The sequence below is a fragment of the Celeribacter sp. genome, assembly GCF_048261515.1.
Lineage (GTDB): Bacteria > Pseudomonadota > Alphaproteobacteria > Rhodobacterales > Rhodobacteraceae > Celeribacter.
Window position 1 is genome coordinate 419,378 of sequence record NZ_JBLXFZ010000001.1, and the last position, 16,853, is coordinate 436,230.

General features: G+C 61.0%; 15 protein-coding genes and 1 riboswitch. Of the genes, 4 read left to right on the top strand and 11 right to left on the bottom strand.

Annotated elements, in window-relative coordinates:
- Positions 1-21 precede the first annotated feature (21 nt).
- The 3 genes from glyS to ACN0SC_RS02055 are packed head-to-tail and all read right to left on the bottom strand — an operon-like array spanning position 22 to position 3,727.
- Positions 22-2,250, bottom strand: coding sequence for a glycine--tRNA ligase subunit beta (gene glyS, locus ACN0SC_RS02045; protein ID WP_417248001.1), 2,229 nt, complete (start codon positions 2,248-2,250; stop codon positions 22-24).
- A 3-nt stretch (positions 2,251-2,253) separates the two neighbouring features.
- Positions 2,254-2,784: a DUF6446 family protein gene (locus ACN0SC_RS02050; protein WP_417248002.1), complete on the bottom strand. Its 531-nt coding sequence runs from the start codon at positions 2,782-2,784 to the stop codon at positions 2,254-2,256.
- 1 nt (position 2,785) lies between these two features.
- On the bottom strand, positions 2,786-3,727 hold the full coding sequence (locus ACN0SC_RS02055; protein ID WP_417248003.1) for a glycine--tRNA ligase subunit alpha: 942 nt from the start codon (positions 3,725-3,727) through the stop codon (positions 2,786-2,788).
- A gap of 318 nt (positions 3,728-4,045) precedes the next feature.
- On the opposite strand from ACN0SC_RS02055, the gene ACN0SC_RS02060 reads away from it, so the two are divergent.
- Complete coding sequence (locus ACN0SC_RS02060; RefSeq protein WP_417248004.1) at positions 4,046-5,809, top strand: serine protease; 1,764 nt, start codon at positions 4,046-4,048, stop codon at positions 5,807-5,809.
- An 88-nt stretch (positions 5,810-5,897) separates the two neighbouring features.
- On the opposite strand, the gene ACN0SC_RS02065 is transcribed toward ACN0SC_RS02060, so the two are convergent.
- The 3 genes from ACN0SC_RS02065 to ACN0SC_RS02075 form a co-directional block, all read right to left on the bottom strand.
- Complete coding sequence (locus tag ACN0SC_RS02065) at positions 5,898-7,346, bottom strand: TrkH family potassium uptake protein (protein WP_417248005.1); 1,449 nt, start codon at positions 7,344-7,346, stop codon at positions 5,898-5,900.
- Between the two features lie 63 nt (positions 7,347-7,409).
- On the bottom strand, positions 7,410-8,516 hold the full coding sequence (gene folE2 / locus ACN0SC_RS02070; RefSeq protein WP_417248006.1) for a GTP cyclohydrolase FolE2: 1,107 nt from the start codon (positions 8,514-8,516) through the stop codon (positions 7,410-7,412).
- 117 nt (positions 8,517-8,633) lie between these two features.
- Positions 8,634-9,818, bottom strand: a complete 1,185-nt coding sequence (locus tag ACN0SC_RS02075) for a trans-sulfuration enzyme family protein (protein ID WP_417248007.1) — start codon at positions 9,816-9,818, stop codon at positions 8,634-8,636.
- Positions 9,819-9,876: 58 nt separating this feature from the next.
- Positions 9,877-9,954, bottom strand: a riboswitch (SAM riboswitch).
- Between the two features lie 140 nt (positions 9,955-10,094).
- On the opposite strand from ACN0SC_RS02075, the gene ACN0SC_RS02080 reads away from it, so the two are divergent.
- Positions 10,095-10,805, top strand: a complete 711-nt coding sequence (locus ACN0SC_RS02080) for a glutathione S-transferase N-terminal domain-containing protein (protein ID WP_417248008.1) — start codon at positions 10,095-10,097, stop codon at positions 10,803-10,805.
- A 93-nt stretch (positions 10,806-10,898) separates the two neighbouring features.
- On the opposite strand, the gene ACN0SC_RS02085 is transcribed toward ACN0SC_RS02080, so the two are convergent.
- Positions 10,899-11,561, bottom strand: a complete 663-nt coding sequence (locus ACN0SC_RS02085; protein ID WP_417248009.1) for an inner membrane-spanning protein YciB — start codon at positions 11,559-11,561, stop codon at positions 10,899-10,901.
- 56 nt (positions 11,562-11,617) lie between these two features.
- Positions 11,618-12,520 carry an EamA family transporter gene (locus ACN0SC_RS02090; RefSeq protein WP_417248010.1) on the bottom strand — a complete coding sequence of 301 codons (903 nt, stop codon included), beginning with the start codon at positions 12,518-12,520 and terminating at the stop codon, positions 11,618-11,620.
- Positions 12,521-12,568: 48 nt separating this feature from the next.
- Here ACN0SC_RS02090 and ACN0SC_RS02095 point away from each other — a divergent pair, with 48 nt between their 5' ends.
- Positions 12,569-13,078, top strand: a complete 510-nt coding sequence (locus tag ACN0SC_RS02095) for an MgtC/SapB family protein (RefSeq protein ID WP_417248011.1) — start codon at positions 12,569-12,571, stop codon at positions 13,076-13,078.
- On the opposite strand, the gene ACN0SC_RS02100 is transcribed toward ACN0SC_RS02095, so the two are convergent.
- From ACN0SC_RS02100 to ACN0SC_RS02110, 3 genes are read right to left on the bottom strand one after another with little or no spacing between them, the layout of a single operon-like run.
- Entirely contained in the window at positions 13,075-13,509 is a 435-nt protein-coding gene (locus ACN0SC_RS02100) for a hypothetical protein (protein ID WP_417248012.1), read from the bottom strand. The genes ACN0SC_RS02095 and ACN0SC_RS02100 overlap by 4 nt on opposite strands.
- Positions 13,509-14,936, bottom strand: coding sequence for a signal recognition particle-docking protein FtsY (ftsY, locus tag ACN0SC_RS02105; RefSeq protein ID WP_417248013.1), 1,428 nt, complete (start codon positions 14,934-14,936; stop codon positions 13,509-13,511). The genes ACN0SC_RS02100 and ftsY overlap by 1 nt, the downstream gene beginning before the upstream one ends.
- 60 nt (positions 14,937-14,996) lie before the next feature.
- Positions 14,997-15,653 carry a lysoplasmalogenase gene (locus ACN0SC_RS02110; protein ID WP_417248014.1) on the bottom strand — a complete coding sequence of 219 codons (657 nt, stop codon included), beginning with the start codon at positions 15,651-15,653 and terminating at the stop codon, positions 14,997-14,999.
- A 90-nt stretch (positions 15,654-15,743) separates the two neighbouring features.
- Here ACN0SC_RS02110 and ACN0SC_RS02115 point away from each other — a divergent pair, with 90 nt between their 5' ends.
- Complete coding sequence (locus ACN0SC_RS02115; protein ID WP_417248015.1) at positions 15,744-16,808, top strand: alkane 1-monooxygenase; 1,065 nt, start codon at positions 15,744-15,746, stop codon at positions 16,806-16,808.
- Positions 16,809-16,853: the final 45 nt, after the last annotated feature.

Below are 16,853 nucleotides of genomic sequence, written 5' to 3' on the forward strand. Positions count from 1 at the left end.
AGGTCTTGTGCGTAGAGGGCTTTAGCCTTCGATTTTCGTCAAATCGGCCACGCCGAGGCAAACCTGTCGGATACGACCCAAGAGATTAAGACGATTACGGCGCACCACATCGTTGTCGGCATTGACCTGAACAGCCTCGAAAAAGGCGTCCACGGGTCCGCGCAAGGGGGCCATCGCCTCCATCGCGGCGGTGAAATCTTCTGCCTCCATCGCGGGCGTGATCTTTGTCTCGGCAACGTCGAGGGCGGCAAACAGGCTGCGTTCTTCGTCGGTCTCGGCAAACTTGATGTCAGGGCCGAAGGAGTATTCAACGCCGTCCTTCTCTTCCGCCTGCGTGAGAATGTTGTTGGCACGTTTGAACCCTTGGATGAGGTTCGCGCCATTCTCGGTGTCGAGCATACCTTGAAGCGCACGGGCACGTTTGACCAGAAGCGTGATGTCGTCAGCCCCGTCCATTGCGAGGCAGGCGTCAATCACATCGTGGCGGATGCCCTCGTCTTTGAGGAAGACTTTGAGACGGTCATGGAAGAAAGCGAGAAGGTCGGCGGATGTGTCTGGCACACCGCCCGCGGCCGAATTGACAGCGGCTTTCTCGTCTTCCGATAGCCTATCGGAAATTGCCTCGAATGCGGCGCCGAAAACACCATGTTTGGCGATCTCTTCAAGGATTTCCTTCAACGTGTCGATGACGCCGTCGTTCTCATCCGCAACCGCGATTTGGTGCGCCACAAGCTGCTCGTCGATGAAACGGTCGAGATGCAGGCGGACGTTATTGGTGAGCAACAAACGCGTCACACCAAGCGCCGCACGACGCAGGGCGAAGGGGTCTTTCGAGCCGGTCGGTTTCTCGTCAATCGCCCAGAAACCCGTCAGCGTGTCGAGTTTGTCGGCCAGTGCCACGGCGACAGAGACAGGCTCGGTCGGCACGTCGTCGGAGGGACCAAGCGGGCTATAGTGGTCGCGGCAGGCGTCGGCCACGGCATCCGAAAGGCCCGCAGCCTTGGCATAGTAGCGCCCCATAATCCCCTGCAATTCGGGGAATTCGTAGACCATCTCGGAGGACAGGTCGGCCTTGGCCACCTTCGCCGCCGTTTCCGCCTCATTAGCGTCCGCGCCCACAATCGGCGCGATCTCGCGGGCAAGCGCGGCAATACGGGTGATGCGGTCGGCTTGAGAACCCAGTTTGTTGTGGAAGGTGACGTTTTCGAGCGGCTTGGACATGGCTTCCATGCCGTCGCGCGCCACCGTGCGCAGGTCATTTTCCCAAAAGAATTTCGCATCCGACAGACGCGCAAACAGCACCTTCTGGTTCCCCGCAAGAATGGTCGCGCCGTGGTCGGCGGTTTCGCGGTTGGCCACGGTGATGAACTTCTCGATGCGACCCGTTTTGGGGTTCTTCACAGAGAAGAATTTCTGGTGCTCTTTCATCGAGGTTTGCAGCACTTCGGGCGGCAGGTCGATGAAGTCCTCGGCAATATCGCCCATCAGAACGACAGGCCATTCGACAAGCCCTGCAACCTCGGCCAGAAGCCCCTGATCTTCAACAACTTCAAGCCCTTGAGCAAAAGCCTGGTTCGTCGCGTCGTGCCAGATGTGGTCAGCGCGTTCCTGCGGGTCGAGGATAACCTTATGGGTTTTGAGCTTGGTCACGTAGTCATCAAAGCCTGAAACGCTGAAGGTTTCGGGCGACATGAAGCGGTGGCCGAAGGCGGTGTTGCCTGCTTTGATCCCGTCGATGTCGAGCGGGACAACCTCGGCCCCGTCCTCGGCGGACAGGATGCACAGGATGGAATGCAGAGGGCGCACCCACTTGAGGCTACCAGACCCCCAACGCATGGACTTGGGCCACGGGAAATTGCGGATGGTCGCCTCAAGCACCTCGGCGACGATCTCGGCGGCAGGCCGACCCTGCTTGGTGATCTTGGCGAAGTAGACCTGACCCTTTTTCTCGTCACGGATTTCGAGGTCATCCTTGGACACCCCTGCCCCGCGCAGGAACCCTTCGAGCGCCTTTTCGGGCGCATCGACGCGGGGGCCTTTGCGCTCCTCAACCGTGGTCGGGCTTTCGGCCAGAAGACCCTCGACCGACAGTGCAAGGCGGCGCGGCGTGGCGAAGGCCCCTGCGGAGGCATAGGTCAGACCCGCCTCGACCAAGCCGTCGGTGATACGTTTCTTGAGATCTTCGGAGGCGCGCTTTTGCATACGCGCGGGAATTTCTTCGGAGAAGAGTTCGATCAACAGGTCGGGCATGTCTTACTGTCCTTGCGCGGGCGCCTCGGGGCAGCCCTCGGGAGCGGGGTTTCCGTCGAATACGGCCTCCCCGCAGTGGTTAATCTGGTTCCAGGCATAGGCGGAGCCATCGGGGTAGACGGCGATAACGCGATCGATGCCATAGGTGATGTTTTCCTCGCCAAGGAAGGCGAAGGCTGTGCCGTTCTCAATATCAGCGCCGATCCGCTTGGCATCGAAACAGTCAAACCAGCGAGGCGCGATCAGCGGAGCGGCTTTTTCATAGGGCACGAAGGTTTCGGTCATCATCGCGATCGAAAGCGGCGTGGAGAAACAGGCGCGGTATTTGATCGGAGATGTGGGCGCGTCGACACCATCAAAGCCTTCGGCCAGCAAGTCCTCGGTGGTGCCCATGAACGTGGTCGCACGCACCTCGGCCGCGGGCGCACCAACGCTCACGCGGTCGTAGAAGGCATACTCCTGATTATAATAGAGCGCCCCGCCAAAGAGGATGGCTGCCAACACGATAAAACCTGCGACCCACTTTCCGTTCATGTCACTCGGCCGCCTGCGGCACGTAACCGCCCGCCGCGGTCTGCACGAAGGCATCTGCGCAGGCCTTGGCCAACGTGCGCACACGACCGATGTAGGCCTGACGTTCGGTGACGGAGATCACACCGCGCGCGTCGAGCAGGTTGAAGATGTGGCTGGCCTTGATGCACTGGTCATAAGCGGGGTGCGCCATGACGATGCGCTTGCCGGTTTTCGGGTCGATGTGATCCTGCGCCAGAATGGCGTGGCATTCTTTTTCGGCATTCTCGAAATCAGAGAGGAGTTTCGCGGTATCGGCCACATCAAAATTGTGACGCGAATATTCTTCCTCGGTCTGCTTGAACACGTCGCCATAGGTCAGCGGGATCGGTGCGTCGGGGTCGTTGAAGGGCATGTCCATGACATGATCAATGCCCAGAACATACATCGCCAGACGCTCCAAGCCGTAGGTCAGTTCACCCGAAACGGGGCGGCAGTCGTGACCACCGACCTGCTGGAAATAGGTGAACTGCGACACTTCCATGCCATCACACCAGACTTCCCAACCCAAGCCCCATGCGCCGAGTGTCGGGCTTTCCCAGTCATCCTCGACGAAGCGGATGTCATGCACCTCGCTGTCGATACCGATGGCCTTGAGGGAGCCGAGGTACAGCTCTTGCAGATCGGGCGGGCTCGGTTTGATGAGCACCTGATACTGGTAGTAGTGCTGGAGACGGTTCGGGTTTTCGCCATAGCGGCCATCGGTCGGGCGGCGCGAGGGCTGCACATAGGCGGCGGCCCAAGGCGTCGAGCCGAGGCTTCGCAGGGTTGTGGCGGGGTGGAACGTGCCCGCACCCACTTCCATGTCATAGGGCTGCAACACCGCGCAGCCTTTGGCGGCCCAATAGGCCTGAAGCCGCAGGATGATGTCCTGAAAGGAACGCGGTTTATCGGTCGTGTTTGCCATGCGTCTGATCAAGCTCTTCGGGTTCGGGTCGGGTGCGGGTTCTCAATAGGCAAGGGCGGCGGGGGCGTCAATGACCCCCTCACCACACGAAAGCGGCGATCCGCCCCGCACGCTCCGCACCTGAATGCAACGCAACGTCACAATTGAGCGCGCGGACGGGTGCGGGAGGTTGACGTTTCAGGGCAACCTGTTTTCTAGTCGCACCAAGGGGCTGTTGTAGGGGCTTTCGGATTGTTCCGACCTGCAAACGCATACAAACCCGCGCGCGACGCGGGGCGCGAGCCGCAAACAGAAACGCGATAAAACACAAGGGTAAATATGAAACGGATTTCTGCTGCGCTGCCGATTGGACTGGCCGCCGCTCTATTTGCAAGCACCGCTCTGGCCGACGTCTGGGTCCAGATCGAGGCACAACCCTCCCTCACTCAAGCCACCGAGCGCGCGCGCGCCTACGCTTCGCGCCTGCCGAATGTGGTAGGGTTCGAGTTGCCTGGCCGCTGGCACGCCATCGCAGTCGGGCCATACGCCGACGAAGCCGATGCCGCGCTCGCGCTGCAAAACCTGCGTCTGCAAGGGCTCATCCCCGCCGACAGCTACACCACCGAAGGTGAGCGTTTCGGCACGGCTTTCTTCCCCGTTGGCGCCAGCTTGGACACCTTGCGCGTAGCCACACCCGAGGAAGCCGACACCACCGAGGCGGTCGAAGAGGCTGCTGCGGTGGAAGAAGTCGAGGAAATCGCGCCCGAGCCGATGGCCGCCCCCGACGAAACCCCGCAGGAGGCTCGACGCTCCGAAGCACTCCTGAACCGCGAACAGCGCATGGAGTTGCAAACCGCCCTGAAATTCGCAGGCTTCTACAACTCTGCCATCGACGGGGCATTCGGTCGTGGAACACGCGGTGCAATGGCCGCATGGCAAGAAGCAAAAGGCTACGAGGCGACAGGCGTTCTGACCTCGATGCAACGGGCCGAAGTGATCGGTGCGCGTCAAGCCGTAATCGACAGCCTCGGCCTCGCGCCTGTGTCTGACACCACCGCAGGCATCGACATCACCCTGCCGCTCGCCACAGTTGACGCGCCGCAATACATCCCGCCGTTCGTGCGTTACGAGGCGAAGGATGGCTCGGGCGTGCAGGTTCTCCTGATCTCCCAAACGGGCGACGCGGACACGCTCGGCGGACTATACGAGATCATGCAGACGCTCGAGATTGTTCCCGTTGACGGACCGCGTAGCCGCGATGGCGACAGCTTCACTCTGACGGGCTCCAACAGCGAGATCACCACCCATATCGAAGCACGCTTATCTGGCGGCACGGTTAAGGGTTGGGGGCTTGTCTGGCCGACAGGTGACGAGCAACGCCGCTCCATGGCGCTTGAGGCGATGAAGTCGAGCTTCACCCCGCGCGGCGACGAGGTTCTGCCTGATGCCTATGGTGAAGGCGCGGCACAGGACATTGACTTGCTCGCGGGCCTTGCGATCCGTCGGGCCAGCCGCACGGGTACGGGCTTCTTCGTGGACGAGGCAGGCAAGGTGCTGACCGATGCCGCTGTCGTGGAAGAATGTGCACGGGTGACGTTTGACGACGATCTCGCCGCCTCGGTAAGTGCGATGTCGGACGGCATGGCCCTTATCACACCGCAGGAAGCCGTGGCTCCGCTCGGCACCGCAAGTTTCGACAGCCGCCTGCCCCGATTGCAAGCGGAAGTTGCCTCCGCAGGCTATGCCTATGGCGGCCGCCTCGGAACACCGACTCTGAACTTCGGCACACTGGCCGAACATGCGGGACTGAATGGCGAGACCGACCTTCTGCGCCTCGACATGACCGCACTTCCCGAGGAATTTGGCAGCCCGCTCATGACGCTTTCGGGCGGCGTGATTGGCATGGTGGGCAACACGGATACAGGCGCGCGCGCCCTGCCCGAGAACGTGAGCTTTGCCTATGACGTCGAGCGGATCGCGGGTTTTCTAGGTGAAAACGGTGTGAGCGTTCCTGCAACTGAGGCCACAGACGAATTGTCAGGCACGGAGTTGATCGAACTCGCGCGCGACATGACGGTTTTGGTGTCCTGCTGGGACGACTGATGGCTAGGGCGTCACGCAGGTCGAACCCGCTCGGACGTCACAAATTCAACCCCGTCCGCATATCCTGCGGGCGGGGTTTTTCATTGCCCTAACCGCGCCAGAACCGCACGGTGAAGAGCGCATAGACCGACATAACTTCCAATCGCCCCACGAGCATGGCAAAGGCGAGAATCCACTTGGCCTCGTCGTTGAGCGAGGCGAAATTCCCCGATGGCCCGATGATATCTCCAAGTCCTGGCCCCACGTTGGCAATCGCCGTCGCAGCGCCGGACACGGAGGTCACGACATCAAGTCCCGTCGCGGCCAACATGACCGCGATCACGCCGAGCGACACGATGAAGAACGAAAAGAACGCCATGACCGAGGATAACACGTCCTCACCTACGGGGCGCCCCTGATAGCGGGGAGTGAAGATGCCGTGGGGGGAGTGGATCTTCTGGATCTGCGCGCGCATCGAGGCGATCAGAAGCTGGTATCGGAAAACCTTGACCGAACAGGCGGTCGACCCCGCGCACCCGCCAATCAACCCGATAAAGAAAAAGGCCACCGCAGGCAGTGCGCCCCACAGCTGGTAATCCACCGAGGCGAACCCCGTCCCAGAGATGATCGAAGTGACGTTGAACAACCCCTCGCGGAACCCGTGTTCAAAGTGATCGTTGTTCACGATCAGGCGGTAGGCGGTGAAGGACAGAACAAAGGAAAAAATGATGGCGAGATAGGCGTGGACCTGCGTGTCGCGCCACAGCGGCTTCCACGTCCCCGCGAGCAATTGCACGTAGCGCACGAAAGGCAGCGACGCGAGGATCATGAAGACGGAGGCCACATATTCGCCTGGCCCCTGATAGACCGCGAAAGAGGCGTCATGGGTCGAAAACCCGCCCGTCGAAATCGTGGTCAGCGCATGATTGAGCGCATCGAAGGTAGGCATTCCGATCAGCACGTAGCAGGTGTAGCAGGCAACCGTCAGCCCGAGATAGATCACCGAAATACGGGACGCGATCTGGGCGGCGCGCGGAAGCACTTTACCGTCGGTATCAAAGGCTTCGGTGCGGAAAACCTGCATCCCGCCCACGCGCAGTTCGGGCAGAAAGACCATCGCCACCACGATGATGCCAACGCCTCCGAACCATTGCAGCATCGAGCGCCAGATATGGAACCCCTCGGGCAACTCGTCGAGTCCCGTAAACACGGTCGAGCCCGTGGTGGTCAGCCCTGACATGGCCTCGAAAAATGAATCCGTCACCGTGGCGTGTGTGTCCCCGAGGAAAAAGGGAATACCCGCAAAGATCGGCAGCACGAGCCAAACCAGCGAAGTGAGAAGGAAAATCTGCTGGATGGTGAGCTTGTCGCTCTTGGCGTTCGAGGTCGATAGGGCAACCGCCCCGCCCGCCACGAAGGTCGCCACCCCCGCCTCAAGGAAGACCGACCAGTCGCCATTACCATAGGCCAGATCGACCACCAGCGGGACAATCATCGTCAGGCCCAAAAGGGCGACGAGCATCCCGATCACATATCCAACAGGTCGCAGGTCAGTCATGGCGAGAAGGCTTGTCCTTGTGTGGCGCGCAAGTCAAGCGCGCAGGCGACGGGGCCGCGGGCGTCAACCGACGTGGATCAGCGTAGAAAACAGTTTCGGGTCAAGGCTTTCCGCCTCGAAGGTCTCGCCTTCGGTCAGCACCGACACTGCGTCATGGGAATGCAGGCTCTCTTGGTGGGAGGCAATGATGCGGAAATCACCGATGCGGGGCTCTGCGCGTAGCGCCTCGCAAAACAGTCGCGCAGCATCCTCGACAAAGATCGGGTTGGCCGCGTTCAACTCGGCAAAGGCCTGTTCGTCCTCGCGCTTGACCATAACCTGTGTCTCTGTCGACACGGCGCGGCGCGCGATGTCGATCAGGTCTTCGAACCACAGCACCTTATGTGCGGGCAGCACCTCGACCGAGAGCCGCGCAACCGAGCGTTGCGAATGCGGCGTGGCGAGTTGGTGGCGCGTGCGGCGCGCATGTTCGGCAAGCTCCAGCGAACAGGGGCAGGTCGAGGAATAGACGTAGTCGAGATGCATGATTTTCTTGCGCACCCCTGCCCGCTCCACGAACTCCAAAGCGATGTCGTAATACTGGTAGCCCTCAAGCCCCGAACGCAGTGACGGGACTTTCATCGGGAAAGAAAACCGCATCTGTATCCGCGCATCAAAGCTTTCCAGATCGGTCATATAATCATCAAGCGCCGCCTCGATCACGTCGAAGGAAAAGGTGCGCTCGGCGTGGCGGTAGAAAGAGCGCATGATGCGGGACATGTTGATGCCCTTCTTCTCGGCATCAAGCGAAACCGTCCCCGTCACCGAAGCCTCAAGCGTCACATCCCCGTTGTCACGGCGGTGAAAGCGCACAGGCAGGCGAAAGTTGGAAATGCCGACATGCTGGATCTGCTGGCGCGCACCCTTGATCAGGCTTTCGGGTCCGTTTTGCAGGTCGGGCAACGTGTCGCGATAGGCCTCGTCGGAAACAAAATCCTCGGGGTAAGCGCGGCGCAACGCGGGATAGTTGGCAAAATCCTGCGACGAAGGCAGGAGCCGCGCAATCGCGGGATCAAGCTCCGCCACTTCGGTCGGCGTCGCCTCAACCGCCCAAGCCCGAAGCGCATCCAGCGCAGCCTCGGCCACGGCGCGTTTGCTGTCTTTGTCCATATCGCTCTTTTGCAGGTTCATGAGCCCACCCCGTCAGACCGTCGATCCAACAGGATCACCTCCATATAAAGCCAAAAGGGGCGAAGACCAACAGATGATCACCGCCCCTGCCCATGTCACATCGCGCGTGCTCGCGCGTCAAACCGCCTCTAGCGCCGCTTTGATATCCGCGATCAGGTCGCCCTCATCCTCAAGCCCTGCCGAGAGACGCACCAACCCGTCGGAAATACCCAGCGTGTCCTTCTGCTCTTGCGGCAGGCGCTGGTGGGTGGTTGTCGCGGGATGGGTCACGATGGACTTGGCATCGGCGAAATTGTTGGAAATCGTAATGATCTCCAACGCATTGAGGAAACGGAAGCAAGCCTCCTTGCCGCCCTTGATCTCGATGGAAAGCACCGTGCCGCCCGCTTCCGACTGCGACTTCGCCAATTCGTATTGCGGGTGAGAGGGGTGCGTGGGGTAGCGCACGGAGGCGATTTTCTCATGACCTTCGAGCGCATCGGCAATCGCCAGCGCAGTCTCCGCCTGACGACGCACGCGCAGATCAATGGTCTCCAGCGCTTTGAGATGCACCCAAGCGGTAAACGGGTTCATCGCGCCGCCCGTGTGTTTGACGTAGGTTTCAACGGGGCCGCGGATCAATTCCTTGCTGCCGCAGATCAGACCGCCGAGCATCCGCCCCTGACCGTCGACATGTTTGGTCGTGGACAGGATTGACAGGTCGGCGCCACAGGCATGTGCATAGGAGAACACGGGCGTGGCCATAGCGTCATCCACCAGCACCAGTGCATCATGCTTATGCGCCACATCACAGACATGCTTGAGGTCAATCACCTCCAACGTCGGGTTGGAAATGCTCTCAAGGAACACCAGTGTCGTGTCGGGGCCGATGGCCTCTTCCCACGCCGCTTTGTCCGTGCCGTCAACCAGCGTGATCTCGACACCGAAGCGGGCCAGCACGTTTTCAAGCACATATAGACAGGATCCGAAGAGCGCGCGGGAGGCCACAACTTTGTCGCCCGCCTTGAGCAGCGCCATCATCGCGCCATTCACCGCAGCCATCCCAGAGGCACAGGCAAAGCCGTCCTCATAGCCGAGAATCGTCGACATACGGTCCTCGAACATGCGCACCGTCGGGTTGCCGTAACGCGCGTAGATGAACTCGTCCTCGCCACTGGCGATGAAACGCTGTTCCGCCGCTTCAGCGCTTTCGTAGACAAACCCCTGCGTGGTGAAAATCGCTTCGGACACCTCGCCATATTGCGACCGCCGTGTGCCTGCATGGATGAGCTTGGTGCGTGTGTTCCAACTGTCTTGAGCCATGGAGTGGACCCTTTCGCCAATAAAAAACCCCCGTCGATCAAGAACGGGGGCGCGGCATTTGCGTCTCGTCTCGACCTTTTAGCAGAATGTTTTACGTGGCCCGCAATCCGGTGAACAAATCGCCACGACACCCCCCGATTACAAAGCCCGAAACCGACTGTCAACCGCGACCACGATCGCGCCACTCCCGCCAGTCGCACAAGCACATATGCGTGTGGAGCCCTTGCGTGCGGAGGAATAATACCCTCATGATCGCGTGAAACGCAGGAGAGCGAAATGACCCACGCACCGATCGACCTTTACTTCTGGCCCACTCCGAATGGTTGGAAAATCTCCATCGCTTTGGAAGAGATGGGACTCGACTACAAAACGCACTTCGTCGACATCGGCAAAGGCGAGCAGTTTGAACCGGACTTTCTCAAGATCTCCCCCAACAACCGTATGCCCGCAATTGTCGACCCCGACGGTCCCGATGGCGCGCCTGTATCGATCTTTGAAAGCGGGGCGATCCTTCAATACCTCGCGCGCAAGACAGGCCAGTTCGGCGGCGAGACCGAGCGCGACCGCATCGCGGTGGAACAATGGCTGATGTGGCAGATGGGCGGTCTCGGTCCGATGGCAGGTCAGGCGCACCATTTTCTGAAATACGCCCCTGCCATGGACCCGCCCAACGACCTGCCCTACGCTAAGGACCGCTACCGCAACGAGACCGCGCGGCTCTATGGCGTTCTGGATCGCCAGCTTGCGGCGAACGAATACGTTGCGGGTGATTTCTACTCGATTGCCGACATGGCGATTTGGGGCTGGGCCTCGCTTTGGGAAGGGCAGCAACAGACCCTCGACGACAAGCCCAATCTGGCGCGCTGGCTCGACCTTGTGGGGTCACGCGAGGCGGTCAAGGCGGGACGCGCCCTTGGCGCGGAGAACCGCAAGAAGTTGGAAGAGGACCGAGACGCGCAGAAAGTCCTGTTCAAGCGCGAAGGCTAGGCACACCCGCGGGCACAACCCGCGGGCACATATCGCAAACGAAAGGGGCGCAGAGTGATCTGCGCCTTTTTTTCGTGCCGCATTAACGCAAGATCAGCCTTTGCTCTCATCACCCGCATCAGAGGCGTGACGCGACAGCAGACCCGCCTGCGCCATGAAGAAGGCAAACATCGCAACGGGCAGGCCGAATGTCTTGAACTGCACCCATGCGTCCGTGCTCATCGTCCGCCAGATAACCTCGTTGGCCACGGCAAGACCGAAGAAGAACAGCATTGTGCGCTTGGTAATCGCCATCCATCCCTCATGCGTCAGCGGCAGGGTCTCCCCCATCACCGCGCGCATATAGCTTTGGCCGCGCAGCAAACCAACCGCCAGCGCACCGCCGAAGAGAAGGTAGATCATCGTCGGCTTCATCTTGAAGAAACGTTCGTCATTGAGCCAGATCGTCAGCCCGCCGAACACGACGACCAGCACGAGGGTCATCACCTGCATCGCGGAGAGCTTCCCCGTCAGTTTCCACAGGGCATAGGTCGAGGCGCACAGGATCGGAATGAAGAGCGCGGTCATCACGATGAAGCCCGAATAAGCCTCGCCGCCAAGGGTGAAACTTTGATCGCGCAGGAGCAGATAGCCGACGAAAAAGGCGATGATCGGCCCCATCTCCAACGCCGTTTTGACCCACGGTGCGGGCGCCTTTTGCGCGCCGGATGTGGGGGCGGCGGTCTCTGTATCAGGGCTGTTTGTCGGCTCGGTCATGCCTAGGGCTCCGTTGATTGTGCGTCACACTTAGGTGGCTGTGCGCAGGGCACCTGTCAACCGCCCATTTCCACGATCACCGCCCCGAGTGCGATCAGCGCCATCAGAGAAAGGCGGCGCGGCCCGACCTTTTCGCCAAGGATCAGCCAGCCGATCAGCGCGGCAAAGACGGTCGAGGTCTCACGCAGCACCGCCGCCTCCCCGACCTTGTCGAGGCGGGTGGCGAGCATGACGGAACCAAAGGAGAAAAAGGCAACAACCGCTCCCAGAACACCGCGCGAGAACAACGGGCCGAGCGCGGGCCGTTCAGCCATCGAGCGATAGCGCAGCCCTGCGATCACCGAGAACGCCACGCTGTCGATGAGGAAGAACCACGCCAGAAAGGTGAAGGGGTCGGCGGTGGCACGGATGCCGTAGGCGTCGTAGGTCGTATAGAGCGCCACGAATGCCCCTGTCAGCACGGCCAGCATCAGTGCGGGCATCATGGTCTCGCGCCCCACAGTGATGGTGCGCAGGTTATAGACCGCCAGTCCGAAAATCCCCGCGACCAACGTAAACACCCCTGCCCATTGCACCCCAGTGAAATGCTCGCCAAAGACGATCCCCGCACCGATCACCGCGAAAAGCGGCCCCGTGCCCCGCACCACGGGATAGACCACCGTGTAGGCGCCGAAGGTGTAGGTGTATCCCTGCGCCAGTTTATAGGCGGTGTGGATCACGAAGGCGCCCGCGAAAATGGGCCACATATGCGGCTCGGGCCACGGGACAACGAAGAGCGCGAATGGCAATGCCATGAGACCGTAACAGAAATCGATCACCCCGCGAGACAGCCACGGATCGTGCCGCCCCTTCTGAAGTGCGCCGAAAAATGCGTGCAGGAGCGCCGCACTGAGCGCCAGCATCATGGCAAGCTGATGCCCCGCCTCGGTGCCTTCCAAAGAAACAATCCAGTCGCTCATTTGGAACCACCTTGCGTCGGGTGCGTTGGGTTAGTTCGGAGGTGTCGCATGCTCGAAGGCCTACAAGGTGGATTTCTGGACCCGTTCGCAAACGTGTCGCTCACTGATGCAGCGATGCGCATGTTTGCGGCGATCCTTCTCGGCGGATGTATCGGTTTGGAACGGGAACGAAAAGGAAAATCCGCAGGGTTGCGCACCAATATCATGGTTTCCCTCGCGGCTTGCCTATTCACGCTCATCGCCTTTGATCTACTCTCGGTGCCCGCCTCCGAAGACGACATGATCAAACTGGACCCGCTTCGCCTGATCGAAGCGGTGACTTCTGGTGTGGCGTTTCTGGCGGCGGGTCTGATCTTTGTCGATGGCGGCCGCGCGCGCGGATTGACGACGGGCGCAGGCATGTGGCTCGCGGGGGCGGTCGGTCTGGCCTGTGGTGTGGGCAATGTAATCTTGGCGGCAATGGCCTGCGCCATGGCGGTGACGGTGCTATTCGGCTTGGGCGTGCTAGAGAGCCGCGCAATGGGCGACGACCACGAAAATTCCTCCGAGGACGATTAAGCCTCGAAGGTGGTCATAAGGTCGCCCATGATCATCTCGAATTCGCCGTAGGGGTTGGGAATCATCCGCCCGTCCGACCCTTCGATCACATCATGCTCAATGTCCACCGCACCATCACGCAGCAGCGCCTCTTCAAGAGATTTCACAAGGAAATCCGTGCGATAGGCAGGAAGGATGCCCATACCCCAGATCCGCGCAGGCCCCTCCGCGCGATCGCGGTCCACCACCAACATGCCCGTTGCGACCAGCGTGTCACCTTCGACGATCACCAGTTCGGAATGCAGCACGCGATCTTCGGGCCAGTCCTCGCCCAGTTGATCGGCGCACTCGGGATGAGCGTAGAACAGGTCTTCCATGGCCGCACGCCGATCAATGGCGTCGCCTTCCGACAGCCAGTTGCCCGGCCCGATCGCTTTGCGAATTTCTAGCATTAAACCTCCAGACCCGTCAGGGCCGCCGCGAATTCCTCTGGATCGAACGGTGCGAGATCGTCGATCTGCTCGCCCACGCCGATCGCGTGGATCGGCAAACCGAACTTGTCGGCGAGGCTGACCAGAACACCGCCTTTGGCCGTGCCGTCCAGTTTTGTCATAACAAGCCCCGACACATCGGAGATTCGCTGGAAAGTTTCAACCTGGGAAACAGCATTCTGTCCCGTTGTTGCATCAAGCACGAGAAGCGTGTTGTGCGGCGCGGTTTCGTCCTTTTTGCGGATGACGCGGACGATTTTAGCGAGCTCCTCCATCAGATCGGCACGGTTTTGAAGGCGCCCTGCGGTGTCGATCATCAACAGGTCCGCCCCCTCCTCCTGTGCGCGGGTCATCGCATCAAAGGCAAGAGAGGCGGGATCGGAGCCTTCGGGCGCAGTCAGAACGGGCACGCCCGCGCGATCACCCCAGACCTGAAGCTGTTCGACAGCGGCGGCACGGAAGGTGTCACCCGCCGCAATCACCACGGATTTACCCGCGGCCTTGAACTGCGAGGCGAGCTTACCGATGGTCGTGGTCTTGCCTGACCCGTTCACACCGACAACCAACACCACCTGCGGCGTTTGCGGGTAGAGCGGCATCGGCTTGGCCACGGGTTCCATGATCCGCGCAATCTCGCGCGCCATCAGGCGTTTGATTTCCTCGACCGAAAGCTTCTTGCCAAAGCGCCCCTCGGCCATCGCCGCCGTCACGCGCAGCGCTGTATCCACGCCCATGTCGGCGGTGATGAGCAATTCTTCGAGCTGCTCAAGCATCTCGTCGTCGAGCGTTCGGCGCACGACTGTTTTGGTTTCCTTACGCCCCAACAGGCGCCCCAGAAAGCCCTTTTGCGGCGCGTCAGGGGACGCATCGCCGGCTTCCGCGACGATCTCCTCAACCTCCGCCTCGACGGTTTCCATGACATCCGCAGCCGATTTTGGCGGATTGGTCGGGATTTCCTGCGGCGCGGGGGCCACGGGCATCTCGACGGGCGCAGCGGGATGGGTGTCCTCGTAAGGGGAAGCGGGCGTGGGCAGCGGCACTTCAACAGGCACCTCATCGGGCACTTCCGTCGGCGTCGGCGCGGGTGTCTCTTCGGGCTGCGTGGGGACAGGCTCAGGAGCAGGCTCGGGTTCAGGCTGCGGCGCAGGCTCCGGTTCTGGCGCAGGTTCGGGGACTGGCGCTGGTTCCGGCTCAGGTTCTGGGGCAGCTTCAGGCTCAGGTGTCGGCTCAGGATCAGGCGTATGGACCGCCTCTTCCGTGACCTCTTCGACAAAGGCCTCCTCAGCACCGCTTTCCGTGCCACCCTCGGAGACAATCGCCTCCAGCCCCTCGTCAATCTTAGACGACGACTTGAACAGGCGAGATTTCAGTTTTCCAAATAGTGACATAAGGGTGCCTCCGTTGGATGCTCACTTAATCCGTCTTGGCTTGCGAGAAAAGCCCGCCCGTCAAAGAAAGGCAAACAGGATTGCTCCCTGCGCCGCGATATAGGTCGCCCAAACGACCACTCCGACCTGCCGCGCACGCGGGCTATCGGGTGTCAGGCGAAACTCGCGCGCGGCCAGAGCAAGGTCGGAAATCAGGAAGAGGCACGCGCCAATAGCGGCCAAGCGCCACGGCGCATCAAGGCCAAGTGCGCTCCACGTCATCGCCAGAATGATCACGGCATAGGCACGCGCAGGCCAGACCAGCCCCCCGCGTCGCGGCAGAACAAGCGCCGCCATCATGCCTCCGATGACAAAGACCGCCACGCCCGCGATCAGTTCGCGCTCAACCATGCGCGGCACAAAGAGCGCGATATAGGCCAGATGGGCCAATGCAAAAGCCACAAGCCCTGCCAGAAAGGCCCGTTCTCCCCGCCGCGACAGGGCGAAATCGCCAAGTGCCGAGAGGGCAAGACCGAGCACCAACCAAAGAGGCACGTGAGCGCGCAGGGCGAGAATCGTCGCAAGCACGAGCGGAAGCGTCTTCACGCCAGAGCGCATCCAGCTTTCGGATCGTTCGGACAGCGGAAAATAGGCAAGCGCCGCTGCGAGCGCGCAAACCGCCAGCACAAGGTCCAACACTTCAAACCGCGTCAGGACTGTTGCAAAATCTGTCATCATGTCGCGTCCCCTCCCCCTTTGCCCTTTGCGCCCCTCGCGCAGCAGGCCTATAGTTCCTGAAAGTAGTAAAGGGTTGGCCGTGCTATGGAAATGCCTCGCCAAAAAACATCTCACATTATCCGCTACTTTGCCGTCTCGACGCTTGCGCCCGTGGCGCTCTTGGCCTTGGGCGCGGTGTTTGGCGGTTTGTGGGCGTTGGCCGCCCTCCTCTACATGACCGCACTGGCCTATTCGCTAGATCAACTGGTCGCTTTGGCCCGCGACCCTGCCGATCCCGAGGCTGAATTTCCCGACGCCAACGCACTTTCCGTCATGCTCGCACTCGCACATTTCGCGCTGTTGCCACTGGCGATCTGGGGGCTGAAAGGGGCGGGGCACGGATTTTTGGAGCGTGCGGCGATGTTCTTTGCCATGGGCCTGTTTTTCGGTCAGGTCTCCAATTCCAACGCCCACGAGTTGATCCACCGCACCGACCCGACGCTGAGAAGATTGGGGACGTGGATCTATATCACGCTGCTTTTCGGCCACCACGCGACGGCACACCTGCGGGTCCATCACCGCTATGCCGCCTCGCCGCTTGATCCTAATTCCGCGCCCCTCGGCATGTCCTTCTACCGCTTCCTTCCACGCGCGTGGCTGGGGTCGTTTCGGGCAGGTCTGCGCGAGGAGAACGCCCTTAGGGCACGAGGGAAGAGTGACGATCTGCATCCCTATGTGCTGTATCTGGGTGGCGCGCTCACCTGTCTGGCGCTAGCCGCGATCATCGGTGGCGCAGCGGGTGTTGTGAAATATATACTTCTCGCAGGCTACGCCTCGTCGCAACTGATGCTCTCGGACTATGTGCAGCACTACGGGCTGGCGCGCGAACAGCGTGCGGATGGTGGTTTCGAACCCGTCGGCCCAGCCCATTCGTGGAACGCGCCGCAGTGGTTTACCTCCTTCCTGATGCTCAACGCGCCGCGCCATTCCGATCACCACGCCAATCCGATGCGCCCCTACCCCGCGTTGGAACTCACCGAAGAGATGCCGACCCTGCCGCGCTCCCTGCCCGCGATGGCTACGCTCGCGCTCGTCCCGCCGTTGTGGCGGCGCGTGATGGACCCGCGCGTGGCACGACTTCGGGCGCAAGAGACCATGCCCGCCGCGCGCCCTTAACCCGCTGTTAGGATTGTGAATGGCCCACAGCGCCCCCTTGTGGCA

Coding starts and splice junctions, on each gene's coding strand:
- glyS (WP_417248001.1), bottom strand. CDS start 2,250: ATGCCCGACCTGTTGATCGAACTCTTCTCCGAAGAAATTCCCGCGCGT.
- ACN0SC_RS02050 (WP_417248002.1), bottom strand. CDS start 2,784: ATGAACGGAAAGTGGGTCGCAGGTTTTATCGTGTTGGCAGCCATCCTC.
- ACN0SC_RS02055 (WP_417248003.1), bottom strand. CDS start 3,727: ATGGCAAACACGACCGATAAACCGCGTTCCTTTCAGGACATCATCCTG.
- ACN0SC_RS02060 (WP_417248004.1), top strand. CDS start 4,046: ATGAAACGGATTTCTGCTGCGCTGCCGATTGGACTGGCCGCCGCTCTA.
- ACN0SC_RS02065 (WP_417248005.1), bottom strand. CDS start 7,346: ATGACTGACCTGCGACCTGTTGGATATGTGATCGGGATGCTCGTCGCC.
- folE2 (WP_417248006.1), bottom strand. CDS start 8,516: ATGAACCTGCAAAAGAGCGATATGGACAAAGACAGCAAACGCGCCGTG.
- ACN0SC_RS02075 (WP_417248007.1), bottom strand. CDS start 9,818: ATGGCTCAAGACAGTTGGAACACACGCACCAAGCTCATCCATGCAGGC.
- ACN0SC_RS02080 (WP_417248008.1), top strand. CDS start 10,095: ATGACCCACGCACCGATCGACCTTTACTTCTGGCCCACTCCGAATGGT.
- ACN0SC_RS02085 (WP_417248009.1), bottom strand. CDS start 11,561: ATGACCGAGCCGACAAACAGCCCTGATACAGAGACCGCCGCCCCCACA.
- ACN0SC_RS02090 (WP_417248010.1), bottom strand. CDS start 12,520: ATGAGCGACTGGATTGTTTCTTTGGAAGGCACCGAGGCGGGGCATCAG.
- ACN0SC_RS02095 (WP_417248011.1), top strand. CDS start 12,569: ATGCTCGAAGGCCTACAAGGTGGATTTCTGGACCCGTTCGCAAACGTG.
- ACN0SC_RS02100 (WP_417248012.1), bottom strand. CDS start 13,509: ATGCTAGAAATTCGCAAAGCGATCGGGCCGGGCAACTGGCTGTCGGAA.
- ftsY (WP_417248013.1), bottom strand. CDS start 14,936: ATGTCACTATTTGGAAAACTGAAATCTCGCCTGTTCAAGTCGTCGTCT.
- ACN0SC_RS02110 (WP_417248014.1), bottom strand. CDS start 15,653: ATGATGACAGATTTTGCAACAGTCCTGACGCGGTTTGAAGTGTTGGAC.
- ACN0SC_RS02115 (WP_417248015.1), top strand. CDS start 15,744: ATGCCTCGCCAAAAAACATCTCACATTATCCGCTACTTTGCCGTCTCG.